This window comes from Paenibacillus sp. FSL M7-0134 (assembly GCF_038007865.1).
GTDB lineage: Bacteria > Bacillota > Bacilli > Paenibacillales > Paenibacillaceae > Paenibacillus > Paenibacillus polymyxa_B.
In genome coordinates this window covers 1,691,829-1,706,792 of the sequence record NZ_JBBOXV010000001.1, presented here as the reverse complement: position 1 = coordinate 1,706,792, position 14,964 = coordinate 1,691,829, and the positions used below count along the sequence as shown (strand labels likewise).

Annotated in this window: 15 protein-coding genes; 4 read left to right on the top strand and 11 right to left on the bottom strand. The window is 46.7% G+C overall.

Going from position 1 to position 14,964, the window contains the following annotated elements; all coding sequences use genetic code 11:
• The first annotated feature begins 29 nt into the window (after positions 1-29).
• Both NSQ58_RS07585 and NSQ58_RS07580 read left to right on the top strand, forming a co-directional pair.
• Positions 30-839 carry a histidinol-phosphatase gene (locus tag NSQ58_RS07585; RefSeq protein ID WP_028541459.1) on the top strand — a complete coding sequence of 270 codons (810 nt, stop codon included), beginning with the start codon at positions 30-32 and terminating at the stop codon, positions 837-839.
• Between the two features lie 155 nt (positions 840-994).
• Positions 995-1,735, top strand: a complete 741-nt coding sequence (locus NSQ58_RS07580; protein ID WP_068941817.1) for a GTP pyrophosphokinase — start codon at positions 995-997, stop codon at positions 1,733-1,735.
• A 45-nt stretch (positions 1,736-1,780) separates the two neighbouring features.
• Here NSQ58_RS07580 and NSQ58_RS07575 read toward each other — a convergent pair whose 3' ends face one another.
• Positions 1,781-2,179 carry an alpha/beta fold hydrolase gene (locus tag NSQ58_RS07575; protein WP_231517179.1) on the bottom strand — a complete coding sequence of 133 codons (399 nt, stop codon included), beginning with the start codon at positions 2,177-2,179 and terminating at the stop codon, positions 1,781-1,783.
• Positions 2,180-2,444: 265 nt separating this feature from the next.
• Here NSQ58_RS07575 and NSQ58_RS07570 point away from each other — a divergent pair, with 265 nt between their 5' ends.
• Positions 2,445-3,323, top strand: coding sequence for an NAD-dependent epimerase/dehydratase family protein (locus NSQ58_RS07570; RefSeq protein WP_341057113.1), 879 nt, complete (start codon positions 2,445-2,447; stop codon positions 3,321-3,323).
• Between the two features lie 105 nt (positions 3,324-3,428).
• On the opposite strand, the gene NSQ58_RS07565 is transcribed toward NSQ58_RS07570, so the two are convergent.
• The 9 genes from NSQ58_RS07565 to NSQ58_RS07525 form a co-directional block, all read right to left on the bottom strand.
• On the bottom strand, positions 3,429-4,880 hold the full coding sequence (locus NSQ58_RS07565; RefSeq protein WP_075154711.1) for an MFS transporter: 1,452 nt from the start codon (positions 4,878-4,880) through the stop codon (positions 3,429-3,431).
• 180 nt (positions 4,881-5,060) lie between these two features.
• Complete coding sequence (locus tag NSQ58_RS07560) at positions 5,061-6,065, bottom strand: AraC family transcriptional regulator (protein ID WP_068941825.1); 1,005 nt, start codon at positions 6,063-6,065, stop codon at positions 5,061-5,063.
• 181 nt (positions 6,066-6,246) lie between these two features.
• A complete protein-coding gene (locus NSQ58_RS07555; protein WP_068941827.1) occupies positions 6,247-6,855 on the bottom strand; it encodes a GNAT family N-acetyltransferase in 609 nt (202 codons plus the stop codon).
• Between the two features lie 51 nt (positions 6,856-6,906).
• Positions 6,907-7,647, bottom strand: coding sequence for a metallophosphoesterase family protein (locus tag NSQ58_RS07550; protein WP_023990140.1), 741 nt, complete (start codon positions 7,645-7,647; stop codon positions 6,907-6,909).
• Positions 7,648-7,751: 104 nt separating this feature from the next.
• Positions 7,752-8,696 carry a metallophosphoesterase gene (locus NSQ58_RS07545; RefSeq protein WP_076295555.1) on the bottom strand — a complete coding sequence of 315 codons (945 nt, stop codon included), beginning with the start codon at positions 8,694-8,696 and terminating at the stop codon, positions 7,752-7,754.
• Positions 8,697-8,761: 65 nt separating this feature from the next.
• A complete protein-coding gene (locus tag NSQ58_RS07540; protein WP_076295621.1) occupies positions 8,762-9,571 on the bottom strand; it encodes an aminoglycoside N(3)-acetyltransferase in 810 nt (269 codons plus the stop codon).
• Between the two features lie 172 nt (positions 9,572-9,743).
• Positions 9,744-10,511 (bottom strand): succinate dehydrogenase iron-sulfur subunit, encoded by a 768-nt coding sequence (gene sdhB / locus NSQ58_RS07535; protein WP_023990143.1) that lies wholly within the window; start codon positions 10,509-10,511, stop codon positions 9,744-9,746.
• A 19-nt stretch (positions 10,512-10,530) separates the two neighbouring features.
• The gene (gene sdhA, locus NSQ58_RS07530; RefSeq protein WP_013311796.1) at positions 10,531-12,276 is read right to left on the bottom strand and encodes a succinate dehydrogenase flavoprotein subunit; all 1,746 of its coding nucleotides are present in this window, start codon (positions 12,274-12,276) and stop codon (positions 10,531-10,533) included.
• Between the two features lie 93 nt (positions 12,277-12,369).
• Positions 12,370-13,044, bottom strand: coding sequence for a succinate dehydrogenase cytochrome b558 subunit (locus tag NSQ58_RS07525; protein WP_023990144.1), 675 nt, complete (start codon positions 13,042-13,044; stop codon positions 12,370-12,372).
• 226 nt (positions 13,045-13,270) lie between these two features.
• Here NSQ58_RS07525 and NSQ58_RS07520 point away from each other — a divergent pair, with 226 nt between their 5' ends.
• Positions 13,271-14,176 (top strand): LysR family transcriptional regulator, encoded by a 906-nt coding sequence (locus NSQ58_RS07520; protein WP_103744847.1) that lies wholly within the window; start codon positions 13,271-13,273, stop codon positions 14,174-14,176.
• A gap of 5 nt (positions 14,177-14,181) precedes the next feature.
• Here the strand turns inward: NSQ58_RS07520 and NSQ58_RS07515 are convergent, their stop codons facing one another.
• A complete protein-coding gene (locus NSQ58_RS07515; RefSeq protein ID WP_023990146.1) occupies positions 14,182-14,859 on the bottom strand; it encodes a potassium channel family protein in 678 nt (225 codons plus the stop codon).
• Positions 14,860-14,964: the final 105 nt, after the last annotated feature.

Below are 14,964 nucleotides of genomic sequence, written 5' to 3'. Positions count from 1 at the left end.
TAAACTTGGTTACGAAAGGAAGACAGGCTATGAAATTTGATCTGCACACCCATCATTTCCGCTGCGGTCATGCAGACGGCAACATTCGGGATTATATTGAAGCAGGTATTCAATCTGGCTTACAAGCTATTGGCATTTCGGATCATTCCCCCTTTCTATGTAGCGAACAGGATCAGGCTTTTCCTAAAATTTATATGGCTAAGTCACAGCTTGCTGAATACGTAGAAGAGGTACAACAGCTCAAAAAGGAATACGAAGGCCGTATTGACGTGCTGCTCGGATTGGAAACAGATTATTTTCCTGATTTCGCTGAATTATATCGTTCCACTCTGGCTCCTTATCCATTTGATTACCTCATTGGGTCGATTCACAATGTCGAAGGGGACAGCATTTTTAACCGTAACCGTTGGAACAAATTAAGCGACGCTCGTAAAATCGAAGTCAAACAAGCCTACTATGCGCTCATTCAGGAATCTGCGCGAAGCGGCATGTTTCAGATATTAGGTCATATTGACGCAATGAAGGGGAACTTCCCTGCCTTTTCAGACATTCCTGCCGATACAGCCATTGATGAAACCTTGCGGGTAATTGCGGAATCCAATGTGGCGATTGAAATTAACACTTCGGGTAAAACCAAGCTGAGTGGCGGATGGTACCCGTCTGCTTCTATTTTAGAAAGAGCGCACCATTTTGGTGTGGAGGTCACTTTTGGTTCGGATGCCCATAAGCCTTCGCGGGTAGGCGATGATTGGGAAGAAGTAAAGGCAATGCTGAAGGATATCGGCTTCCGGGAATGGGTCTATTTTAAAGAAAAACGTAAAATTCCTGTGGCGCTTTAAAATTTAAGGTGGGAATTGCCGCTCCGCAAATCATTTGATCTTACGAACGCTGCTGCAATGGGATTGTTGGGGATTGTAATTTATAAGGTGATAATCCCATTGCAAAGGCGAATGCTTAGCAAGATTATGACATCTATGTGTGAGGAGAATTACATATGCACTTGGAAGATCCTATGGACAAGATCAAAAAGCTAAAGCATGACATCACGCGGTTTATGCTAATCTATAAATTTGCGCTCGACGAAATGGAAACCAAGATTGAAATATTAAAACAGGAATTTCAAGCATTACACGATTACAGCCCTATTGAGCATACCAAATCACGCCTTAAATCTCCTGAGAGCATCATGAACAAAATGCTTCGTAAAAATAGCGAGTTATCCCTGGATGCTGTCAAAAATCATATTAAGGATATCGCTGGCTTACGTATTACTTGCTCTTTTATTTCTGACATTTACGATGTCAGTAACATGCTTCAGAGACAGAGTGACTTGAAGGTGCTGGAAATTAAGGATTACATCAAGAATCCCAAGCCGAACGGTTACCAGAGCCTGCATTTGCTGGTTCAAGTTCCTGTATTCATGTCGGATTGTGAGGAGCTAGTCTGCGTAGAGGTGCAAATTCGAACCATTGCCATGGATTTCTGGGCCAGCCTGGAGCATAAAATCTTTTATAAGTACAACCAGTCCGTTCCCGAAAGTCTGACACGTGAATTAAAGAGCGCAGCGGATTCCGCTAATGCGCTAGATCTCCAAATGGAGCGTCTACATCGTGAGATCAAGGAAATTAAAGACGCTAGAGGTGAAGAGGACTCCATAGAGGAGCTTCGGAAGATTATGATAAATAATCAGCAAATTACGGTGCCGGCCAATTTCTTGAAGCTTCTAGGAGAGTAAGATTAGGCGTTGCTCCACCGCTATGCGAATAATTTGATCTTATGATCAACGGATTGCATGCTTGTTCAAAAATGAAAGAATAGAATCATTGATTAAGATCGGCTTCTCTCTAAGCATGTGCGGTCGATGACTACAACCCGGAGCAATTAGATAACGTGAGTCTTGGACCCATAAGCATAATTCCAGAAGCTGCTCTTCAGTGGCAAAATCATCATGTTCACCCGCGATAAATAATGCAGGGCACGTAATGCTGCTTAGCTCGTTACGTGCCAATTGCGGATATTGGCGCCAATCCTGTGCGCTCTGTCGCATAAACTCTTGCCAATTCCCCTGATGTGCCTCCTCATGCCGTTCCATCATTTGATGGATCATTTCATAACGTTCGTTTTTTGATGAGCCACTCCGGTTCAAATTCATCTGCCCCCACAGGACATGCGACTCCACTACAGCCTATGATCCTCCTCTTTTTACTTAATTGTTAGATGAACTATGTAAATAAACTAAGTATATGATAGATTGCAAAATGGCTCCGCACTAAGAGCACTTCATCAAAGTATGTTAAGCTCTTTTCATTCGCTCTGTACCCTTTACAGTCATTATTTCGTCTACCTTAATATCTGAGGATTTTGCAAAAAAAAACAATAAGCGACTGGAATCGAATTTTGCAAAATCCTGATCTATGAAAACCATTCCGAAGGAGTGATAAAGTATGAGAAAGGTACTTGTATTGGGTGGAACGCGCTTTTTTGGCAAGAGACTGGTGGAACGTCTGCTGGAGAGTTCCGAGAACTCGGTTACCATCCTCACACGAGGCCAAACAAACGATTCGTTTGGTGACCGCGTTCAGCGGATCTGTGCAGACCGTACCGACCGGCAAGCGCTCGCTGAAGCGGTAGGTGAGCAAGTGTGGGATGTTGTTTATGATAATATTTGCTTTTCTCCAGATGAAGCCAGCGAAGCCTGCCGCATTTTTGATGCTAAAGCCAAGAGGTATATTGTGACCTCCAGCCTATCCGTCTATGATTCGAGCCCGGAAGTGCTGACAGAGAGCATCTTTGATCCTCAAACTTACCCGGTTCGCAAGGGCGGGAAAGACGATTTTACATATCAGGAGGCTAAACGGCAGGCAGAAGCAGTTTTTATGCAACAAGCTACATTCCCTGTAGTCGCTGTTCGTTTTCCGATTGTATTGGGAACAGATGATTATACGAAAAGGCTTCATTTTCATATCGAACATGTTCGTGAAGGAACAGAAATCGGAATACCTAATTCCACAGCACAAATCTCATTTATTCGTTCCGATGAAGCCGCAGATTTTCTGCTTTGGCTCGGTCACACTTATTTAACAGGTCCTGTAAATGCTTGCTCCGACGGTACAGTGAGGATTGGGGAGATCATTTCGATCATTGAGCAGGCAACGGGAAAACAAGCTGTGGTGAAAGAAAAAACAGCAGACGAGCACATGTCTCCATTCGGTATTACACAATCGTGGTACATGGATACGTCCAAAGCTCAGTCAGAGGGGTACTCATTTCTCTCCCTAAATGAATGGCTTCCAGAGCTGATAACCAGCCTGAACCGTTCCTAAAATCATAAAAAAAGAGGACCCGAAGCTTCGGGTCCCAGCAATATATATAATTCAAAGGGGGTCATATCTATGTTGTACCCACTCTATGTTAAAGTAACTTTGCAGTTATGTTTCATCTTTGTAACAAAATGAAATGCAAATGAGTCCAGCCAAGGCAAGAACTCCACTCACTGCCACAGAAATAGAGAATGCTCTGATATAATCTGACAGATTAGCTTCTGAAAGTGTGTGATTGAGCGAGGAAGAGAACAAGATACCGATCAAAGCGACACCCAACGAATTAGCCAAGTACATAAAGGTCGTAAACAAGCCTGAACCCGTTCCTGCCTCTTCAGCCGATACAGCCCCAAGGACAACATGGGCCAGTGGCGTTGTGGCCATCCCGAGACCCAGACCATATACACCTAGTATCGTGATATTTTGAATATGACATAAATGGATTGCATCTAGATGTAACGATCCAATGAGCAGAAAGCTACAAATCCCCATGATTAGCATACCTGATTTCAACACCTTGCTCCCCCACTTCTTTACTAGCCTGGACGACCATAATGAGGTGAGGAAAAAGCCAACACCAAGCGGCAAAAAGACCATGCTTGTGGATCGAACACTGTATTTCAAACCGGATTGTACATAATAATTTAAAATAAAGAAGAACGAAAACATACTAAGATAGATGACAATTACCGTCAATATCCCTGCGCCGAATGAACTCTTTCTAAATATAGATAGACGAATAAAAGGCGAGCCTTCCCTCTTTTCTTTTCCCATTTGCGTAACTATAAAAGCAACCAAAACCAGAATGGACAACAGCAGACACCCCCATGTCCATAAAGCCCAGCCCTGCTTTTGCCCGGTTGTCAACGGATAGACAAACAGCATTAAACCAAGAAGCAACAGAAAAGCCCCACCCCAATCCATATTCGGCACGGATCTGCCATAGGATTCCGTAATAATAGGACAAAAGAGTAACACTAACAGCCCAAAGGGGACATTAAAAAAGAAAATGATGTGCCAGCCCAGGCCGAAAAGGTTCCAGTCTACCAAAAATCCACCCAGAATTAAACCAAGTGTAAATCCAACCCCAATGATAGCTCCGTAAATTGCAAATACCAGTCCCTTCTCTTTGGGAAGAAAGCTGCTTTGCATGATAGATAGAACCTGGGGTTGAATCATGGCAGCTGATATCCCTTGAAGCACACGAATCATAATGATTAACGTAGGCTGCGATACGATCCCCCCTAACAGAGCCATCAATGTAAACCCCAACACCCCGATACATAACATGCGTCTTCTACCATACATATCTCCAAGTTTGCCGCCCAATATCAAGGCCACAGCCAATCCCAGAGAATATCCCGTAAATATGAGCTGTGCCTCTGAAAAACTGGCATGCAGGTCCGCCTGCATCATCGGAAGGGCAACCTGCATCATATAGTTGTTCAGTGAAATTAATAAAGTAGGAAGTAAAATCAGAGCTAATGCGTACCAGCGACGCGAATCTACCTGCTGTACTGCTTGAGGATTAGTCATGGCTATGGCAAAACGATCTTTCATTGTAGTTCCTCCAACCTATAATGGGCATCTTTAATCTTTTCATTTCTCATCTCAACTGATAACCATTATCATCTATAAAGCAAGGGGGTCTCTACCTGCAAAGGTATTTTCTATCCCTATAGAAGGAGCACCAATAAAAAATCCTCCAAACATGATGGACATGCTTGAAGGATTGTTTCATTAAAATTTATTCGTAAATGTATCTGGATTACGTATTTTTTTGATATATTCGCTAGGATTACAACCATAATACTTTCGAAAGGTTGTCGTAAAATTACTGGCGTTGCTGTACCCGATTGAAAATGCCGTCTCTCCAATGTTTAATTGTTCAACTTCCAAGTACCAGAGAGCTTTTTCCATTCTTTGCTTACGCACCATTTCAAAAATAGTCATTCCGAATAAATGGGGGAATCCTTTCTTTAGCTTGAATTCATTAAGCCCAACCTTTCGGGCCAACGCTTGAATCGACAGGGGGTGCTCAAAATGAAGAATGACGAATTCACGAGCCTTATGGAGCTTTGAAATATCTTCACGACTTATAAAATGGCTTGTCCCCCTTGTTACATGTCCATCCATCTCCCCAAACAATGCAATAAACTCCATTGCCTTACTTTCCATGTATAACCGTTTCATCGTCCCATTGTAGTTACAATGTATCATGTCATAAACACACCTGTGCATGGCGGGCGTATCCGCGTAGGCGTCAATATTCCCTTTGTAACGTTGTAACCATGTTTCTATGCTATGCTTTTCTGCAATATCTCCGGCGTAAGAAAATAGTTCTTGGGGAGAACACCTTATTTCCACCATTTGGTGGTGAACGCCTGCCTTCTTTTCCTCATAAACCAGTTCATCCTCTAAATATAAAACATTCCCGGTCAACCGATTGGTATGACTTTCTTTGCCGTTCCATTCACAGTATATTTCACCATTTAAGCAATAGCTGAGTTCAAAGAGCGGACAAGCCTCCTGAATATGAAGCTTCATATTCTGTTCAAAGGTGAGATCCGTGACCACGATTTCCATACCTGGACGAATCCGTGTGCGAGTCATACTTCCCTTACCTATATGCGGGGGAATCGTGAGTTGTTGCTCCGATTTTTTATGATGAATATGACCATCCACAAGCTCAGTGAATTGGTCAAATAAATGATGAATGTCTGCACTCCATATATTCAAAGCCAATGCCAGCCCTTCTTTCCTGTTCGGTTCTAACTATAGGATAACAAAAAAAGAGGACCCGAATCATCGGGCCCAGCAACATATATTATTCAAAAGGGGGTCATGTCTGTATTGTACCCGTCCTGTGTTAGAGTTGTTTTGCAGTTATATTTCATCTTTGTAACAAAATATTCCACTGCCATTTCTACGCATAATCCCCTTGGGTCATCGAAAATACCAATACACTCGGTACCTCGCCTGAGGGATCATAAGCACCAATTGTACGCAGCAGGCGCATCTTATTTTTAATAAGCACGCGCATGGAAGCCTGATTATCCTCTTGGCAACGACTTTCGATCCGCTTGAGCTTCAAAGATCCGAAACCAAAATTCAGCATTTCTCCTACCATTTCTGTAGCCAGCCCCTGTCCCCAAAAAGGACGATCCAAAATATAGCCCAATTGCGCCTCACCCGTTCTTTCATTCCATTGCTGAAAAGAGACGATACCGAGCAACGGTGAGGAGGTAGGCTCATTGGACTCACCAAGTAAATTGCTTTCTCCTGTATTTCTCTGATGCCATTCCACCGCAAAATGCAGGGAATCTAGTGAATCAGCAGATACTTTAATTTGCGCAACCAGACGCCGCATTCGTGTATAGACTGGCTTGCGAATTCGATTCACATATTGGATCACCAATGGATCGGATAGGATCCGTTCCAGCGCGGGATAATCCTCTGCTCTTAGCTGGCGCAATCGGACTCGACGGGCGTAAAGCTCCGGTAGCCCAAGACGAAGCATTTCTCTGGTCAGCACAATGTCCCCTCCTGCGGATGGATTGGCTTTTAGAAATGAATGTTTCCATACTTAATCCAGGTCCTGAATCCCCCGGTAAATTCCTGTGCGCAGCTCTCGAATATAATACGGCAAAGAAGGTACAGCAGCTTCCTCCGCTTGTTTTACCGCCAGTTCTATATCATAAGGTACACGTACAAAATGAATGGAGAAGGACGTAGGCTGCTCCTCTCCCATCTCCCCCTCTAAAATGCAGTAGGAAGCCTGCGTAACATCCAACGGATTCCCGACACTACCGACGTTAAAAAGTGTTTTTCCCTGAAAATGCTGGATAAAAGCATTGTGCACATCACCATATCCCACGACATCCGGAGCAAAAACAACTTTTCCATTTTCTTCTGCTAACGGATCGAACATGGCAAGCCGTTTTTCCGGCTCATCCCATGGCTGCACACGGTGATATACACTTTGCGGCGAGGCATGCACCAGACGGATACGGCGTCCGCTCATTCTGAAATCATAATGAAACGGTAACTGTGCCAAATACTGCACTCGTTCTGCCCCCAAGCGTTCGGCTTGCCAGCTAAAATTGAGATCATCCGTAATACTAACCAGCTCATCCCAATTCCCCCGCACGACCACTTCACAACGTTGACGGACAGCATCCAGAACCTCGCACGGGCTAGGCCCTTTGCCGATCAGATCCCCCAAACAAAACACACGGCTAATGCCTCGGGAAGCAATATCCTCCAGCACCGCCTCACAGGCAGGCCAATTGCCATGAATATCTGAAATGACAGCAATACGATCCATCTGAACCTCACTCCTTTGTCCGAAACGACTACACTCTACACTACATTCGAGCCATCTTTATGTAGTTCCAACATATATGATAAAGATGAAAAAAAGATCATGGCCTATTGGCCGGATTTTAACGTAATGACACTAAGCTCCGGTCTGCACAGCACGCGAATCGGCAGATGTGTCATGCCAATGCCTCGGCTGACATACAGCGGCATTCTCTCCGTTCCCACATGAAATAATCCCTGGATGTACTTGCGTCCACCCGGAGGCGGCATCGGCGCTCCAATGACCGGCAAGCGTACCTGTCCTCCATGCGTATGCCCTGACAGTTGAAGATCAAAGGACATTTGCGCCGCCACATCTGCATAGTCCGGCTCATGCATCAGCAGGAGCTTGCACATCTCATCAGGTAGTCCGTGAATGGCGCGCTGCGGATTGGGCTTGCCCATGATGTTATCCTCTAAACCGACCAAGGCTACACGCTGTCCCGCAAGCTCTACAATCGCATGCTCGTTTCTCAGCAACGTAAACCCGGTTTTCGGATACAATTCCTGTACTCCGGCTGGTAAGCCTCTATAATCATGATTGCCCAGAATAGCAAATTTGCCAAGTGTGGCGTGCATAGAAGCCATAACTGGAACAGCAGCCTTCATGGATACTGCATAGTCATCCACAATATCGCCTGTAAAACAGAGCAAATCTGGCTTCAGACCTGCTATACGGTCCGCAAGCTCGCGTAGATCCTGCTCATCCATGTGAAAACCCAAGTGCACATCACTAAAATGTACGACCCTGATTCCGTCAAAAGCAGACGGAAGACGAGGGAGAAACAAGTTGAAGCGTGTAATTTCCAAATGATTAGGCTCCCATAAGGAAGCATATCCTCCAGCCAGAAGCGCGGTTCCGGCTGTGGCTAAAGCCGCTTTTTTCAAAAAATGGCGGCGCGAAGGATTGGCTGGTTCATTTGAAATGGAACGCCGCGAAGAACCGGGAGGGATAGCGGACCCCTGATGCGGGCCATCCTGACTCTCGCGGCGGGTGTGCGGCGTCTTCTCCATATGCATTCCCCCCTGCAATCTATTCCTTGATCTCACTTTTTAGAAATTCTTACTGTCCAGAAGCTTTAGCGGTAGTTGGACAACCACTGCTCCGCATAGTCTACCAAATCACGTTGCCTCGCGAAAAAACATGAAGCCTCCCCAATGTTCACCCGCGTAAAGGCTGAGGGACAGTCCCGTTCAAAATCAAGTCCCAGCTTCTCAAAGTCATCTGAGGTAATATTAAAATCCTGAAAAGATACCCACGCTTTTGCTCCATCCACCATCATAGGAGCTTGATGCGTGATCACTTCTCGTCCATTATAGGCTGTTCGATATTCCGCCAAATGCAAGGACGTGTTGCTGTCATGTTCGCAGCCCAACAGCAGTACATAGGCATCTGCATCATACAGCTTTGCCAAGGGCGAATGCTCACCCAGCCCAAAATCAAGCTCATGCGCTTCCAGCAAGTCTGAAGCAGCAGGTCCACGTGCCGCCAGAGAAACATGCGGATGTCCGCTGCGCTTGGTTCCTGGCAGACCACGGAACGTTTCTACAATGACGCCCATCCCTCCGGTCAGCGTCCAGGCCGGATCATAAGCGGGCATTTCCTCGCGTACCAGTTCCCACCATGACTCATCCAGAGGCGGGTTCATCCAAGTCGAGGGATCAGTCATGTCATGAGACTGTGTCGGCATTACCAGCGTCCCTTCCGTGCCAACCGCTTCGGTTAGCGCGGCAAGAATGGCCGAGGCCCCGCCTGGAACAAAGCGTCCAAAGCTGCGCATCGACGAGTGAACAAGCAATGTCATGCCGCTCCGAACTCCCAGATCCTGTAATCCCTTCATTACATCCGACCTAGTGACAGGTCGATTCGTTATCGGTTGCACAGTCACCTGTCCAGCCTCCTTTTCACCAAAAACGATACACAATACCATAATTATACCATAACTGCTATCCCGCGCTCCTTTCTCCATGTTACCCTCCATCATTCCTGAGCGCAAAAAAACAGGCTTTCTCCAGTTTGAGAAAAAGCCTGTTTGTGCATAACCTATTCGCTGTCTAGTGCTATACAGTCAGCCAGCGCTTGAACATATGCTTGGTCGTTTCCTTGTTCATTTCGGCAATAGAAGTTGTCAACGGAATGCCTTTCGGGCAAGAGCGTACGCAGTTTTGCGAGTTCCCGCACCCTTCCAGCCCGTCGTCCGTCATCAACGCCTCCAGCCGCTCTTCCTGATTCATTTCCCCTGTCGGATGGCTGTTGAACAGGCGAACCTGAGAAATCGCCGCAGGTCCGATGAACGTCGTCTTCTCGTTGACGTTCGGGCAAGCTTCCAGGCAGACACCGCAGGTCATGCACTTGGACAGCTCATACGCCCACTGACGCTTTTTCTCTGCCATTCTAGGACCAGGACCCAGATCGTAGGTACCGTCAATCGGAATCCACGCTTTGACCTTCTTGAGCGCATTAAACATCCGGCTGCGGTCGATGACCAAATCCCGAACTACCGGGAACGTGCTCATCGGCGCGATCGTAATTGGCTGCTCCAGCTTATCGACGAGCGCTGCACAGGCCTGACGCGGCTTGCCGTTAATCACCATGGAGCATGCTCCGCATACTTCCTCCAGGCAATTCGACTCCCAGCACACCGGAGCCGTCTCTTTACCGTGGCTGTCCACCGGGTTACGCTGAATTTCCATCAGCGCGCTAATCACATTCATCCCCGGACGATAAGCCAATTCGAATTCTTCCGTATAGGAACTGGCTTTAGGATCAGCTTGACGGGTCACAACGAACTTCACTGTTTTATTCGACTTCACTGCTTGCTCCGACATCTAAATACACTCCCTTCCGTTATTTGTTCTTGGAATAATCCCGAATACGCGGCTTGATCAGCGAAACATCCACCGCTTCATACGAGATTTGTGGTCCTTCCGGTGTCCAGTCCGCAATCGTCGTTTTCAGGAAATCCTCATCGTTGCGATCCGGGAAGTCTGGTTTGTAATGGGCCCCGCGGCTTTCGTTGCGCAATAGCGCACCTTTGGTCATCGCTTCGGCCAGCTCCATCATATTCCACAGTTGCCGTGTAAACGCCGCACCCGCATTGTTCCAGCGCGAAGCGTCATTGATGTTAATGTTAGAGTAACGCTCCTTCAGCTCCTTGATCTTGTGGATCGTAGCTTCCAGCTTGTCATTATAACGAACCACAGTCATGTTGTTCGTCATCCACTCGCCCAGCTCTTTATGAAGAACATAAGCATTTTCTTTTCCGTCCATATGCAAAATACGCTCATACTTCTCCGTCTGCTGATTCACTGCCGCATCAAATACGGAAGTAGCTATATCCTGTGCAGATTTTTTCAAGCCTTTGATATATTCCACAGCCTTAGGTCCAGCTACCATCCCGCCGTAAATGGCTGACAGCAACGAGTTCGCACCCAAACGGTTCGCACCGTGATATTGGAATTCACACTCACCAGCCGCGAACAAGCCCGGTATATTCGTCATCTGATTGTAATCGACCCACATGCCGCCCATTGAATAATGAACAGCCGGGAATATTTTCATCGGGATTTTGCGCGGATCGTCACCGACGAATTTTTCATAGATTTCAATAATGCCGCCCAGCTTTACATCCAGCTCTTTCGGGTCCTTGTGGGACAGATCGAGGTAGACCATGTTCTCGCCATTAATACCCAGTCCATCATCAACGCATACACTGAATATTTCACGTGTTGCAATATCGCGAGGGACCAGATTTCCGTAAGCCGGATACTTTTCTTCGAGGAAATACCATGGCTTACCGTCCTTATACGTCCAAATACGACCGCCCTCTCCCCGTGCCGACTCGGACATGAGACGCAGCTTGTCATCCCCTGGTATAGCCGTCGGATGAATCTGGATAAACTCACCGTTCGCATAGCGTACGCCTTGCTGATACACCGCACCAGCAGCTGTGCCCGTATTAATGACGGAATTCGTGGTTTTACCGAAAATAATCCCGGGGCCACCAGACGCCAAAATAACTGCATCCGCTGCAAAAGTCTTCACTTCCATCGTACGCAAATCCTGCCCGCAAATCCCTCGACAGATGCCTTCATCATCCAGTACAGCCTGTAAAAACTCCCAATTTTCATACTTGGTCACCAAACCAGCAGATTCCCAGCGCCGTACCTGCTCATCGAGAGCGTACAGAAGCTGCTGTCCTGTCGTCGCGCCAGCAAAGGCGGTCCGATGATGCTGGGTACCGCCGAAGCGACGGAAGTCCAGCAGTCCTTCCGGTGTCCGGTTAAACATGACGCCCATGCGGTCCATGAGATGAATGATCCCTGGAGCCGCTTCGCACATCGCTTTTACCGGAGGCTGGTTGGCCAGAAAGTCCCCGCCATAGACCGAATCATCAAAGTGAATCCAGGGTGAGTCTCCCTCACCCTTGGTATTTACCGCACCATTGATGCCGCCTTGAGCACAAACGGAGTGGGACCTTTTGACCGGAACCAAAGAAAATAAATGAACGTGAACTCCCGCCTCTGCCGCCTTGATCGTAGCCATTAGACCTGCCAGACCGCCGCCCACGACAATAATGTTGGATGCTGCCATTTCTGCTCACTCCTTTTTTTCAGGATTTTAACCAAATCCCCTTTTACGTTTAAAAATAGAATCTCAACACGATGTATAATGGATATGACTCATTTACAGTAGCTGTTTAAAAGCGCTGCATTGCACCAAGGCAGTTGCCGTTTCCTGAAATTCCGCGCTGCGGAATGCAAGCAGGGAAGCGATGAAGCCGATAGACACCACCACGAACAGGGTCATACAGATATAAGAAGATACTTTTTGCGCACGCGGTCCCACAGTAATCCCCCAACTGACCATAAATGCCCACAGTCCGTTAGCAAAGTGAAAGGATGCCGAAACGACACTGATTAAATACAAAATGAAATAAACCGGGTTCGTCACAATGCCATGCATAACGCCGCCTAGCTCCTCATGAGTTACTTTACCCAGAGCTACCTGAAAGCGTGTGTCGTATACGTGCCAGATAATAAATACAAATGTAATGACGCCAGAAATACGCTGGAACAGAAAGCGCCAGTTACGTGAATAGCCGAACCTTTTGACATTCGGGTCAGCCTGATAAGCGATATACAAGCCATAAATCCCGTGGAACAGTAATGGCAAGTAGATGAATAACGTTTCTAGCACAATAACCAGCGGCAAACCATTCAGGAAGGCCACGCTGCGATTAAATCCTTCCTTGCCGCCCTCCACCGCTGTGAAGTTCGTCACCAAATGCTCAACAAAAAATAGAGCCAACGGAATGACGCCAAGAAGCGAATGCAGCTTTCTGGAATAAAATCCTCTCATCTAGGTCATGCTCCCTTCTCCCAATAATAGCGTTTTCAATAGTAATATAACATATAAAATGACAGTTCCCGACAGGAAATGTCCAACAAGGTGTCCCTTATAAGGAAAAACAAAAGTGTGAACATCTTGTGTCGCTTTCATGTTACTCCTTTTCGGCTTATAATGGAATTGCAATATACGTATTAATTATTATGTCTTTTTTGCATATAGAGAGGAAGTGGATGATTTGTTTGAGGATTTGAACGCTTTTGCCGTCATTGTCGAGCAGTCCAGCCTGAATAAAGCCTCCAAACTGCTGAATCTGTCCCAACCTGCCCTGTCTCGCAAAATTGCCAAGCTGGAGGAACAGCTGGGTGTGAATCTCTTTGATCGTCGGGGCAAACGGCTCGAAATTACGTCCACTGGCCGATTTGTTTATACATTCGCACTAGAGCAACGGCAACGACAGCTTCGCTTTTTACAAAAGCTGTCCCAGCACAAAAATGAAGCCCAGAGTATGCTTACACTCGGCGCAAGCCTCACGACACTCCAAACGACGCTGCCTACCCTCGTCGAAGCTTTCATGAGCAAGCATCCTCAAACCGAGCTGAAGCTGCTCACCGGTAAAACCCATGAAATCGTCGCCTTTGTACGTGATAAAAAAGCAGACGCCGGTATTGTCGGGTCTGCCATTCATGAAGCCGGACTGCGTTGCATTCCGCTATTTGATGATCATTTGGAGCTTGTTGTTCCCATTGGACATGAATTAACCGTCAAGACAGAAACGGCCTCGATGAAAGACCTGCAAGGATTGCCGATGATTATTTTCTCCAAAGGAACCTGGTATCGCAGTCTGACGGATGACTTATTCCAGCGCAGCGGCATCATGCCGGATATCCGCATGGAAATCGACTCCTTCGAGGCAATTGTACGCCTGCTTCCAACCTGTAAGGCTTCCGCCTTGCTACCCAAATCCTATTTGCGCAGCGAACTATTACGGGATAATGGACTCACTGCATTGTACTTGCCCGATTTGAAGGAGACACGCCGAACGACCTCCCTCATTTACTCGGAGACGACCGATCTCGGTCCGACAGCACGACGCTGGATTAGCGAGACACGTGCGTCGTTTGCAGGCTATCGTATGGTGTAGAGGGTTTAGCCCTCTTCATTGACATTAACAACCTCATCCTCAAAGCGACCGATATTGTCATTCGAGCCGATGATGACCATAATATCGTCTGCTTTTAGCCGATCCATAGCCGTCGGTGCGATCAGGATACCGTTCGCCGTATGAAGCGCCACGACACTACAACCAAAGCGAGTACGGGCATTTAGCTCTGCTAGCGTTTTGCCATTCAGACATGCAGGTACATTGAGTTCCACAATACTGTATTCTTTGGACAACTCCAAATAATCGAGCAAATTAGGCGTGACTAGCTGATGAGCCACCCGGATACCCATATCCCGTTCTGGATAAATGATCCGGTCCACACCGAGCTTCTCTAACGCACGCCCGTGCAGCACAGATATGGCTTTGGCTACGACTTTTTTCACACCCAGCTCCTTCAGCAAAATGGCGGTCAGGATGCTTACCTGAATGTCATCACCAATAGCAACAATGCCGCAATCGAAATTACGGATGCCCAGTGATCGCAATGAGTCTTCATCGGTAGCGTCCGCAACGACAGTATGTGTCAACATCTCACTCATACTGTCCACAACATCCTCATTCCGGTCAATGCCTAGCACCTCGCACCCCATATCCACCAATTGCAAAGCCAGGCTTGAGCCAAACCGTCCCAAGCCAATAACTACAAACTGCTGCGTTTTCATATCTACTCGAAAACTCCCTTATCTGAATCAATTTCATAAATGAGGATTTTACAAAAATCCTGAAATAATTAAACCCACGAAATGTATACTACATATCATGAAATG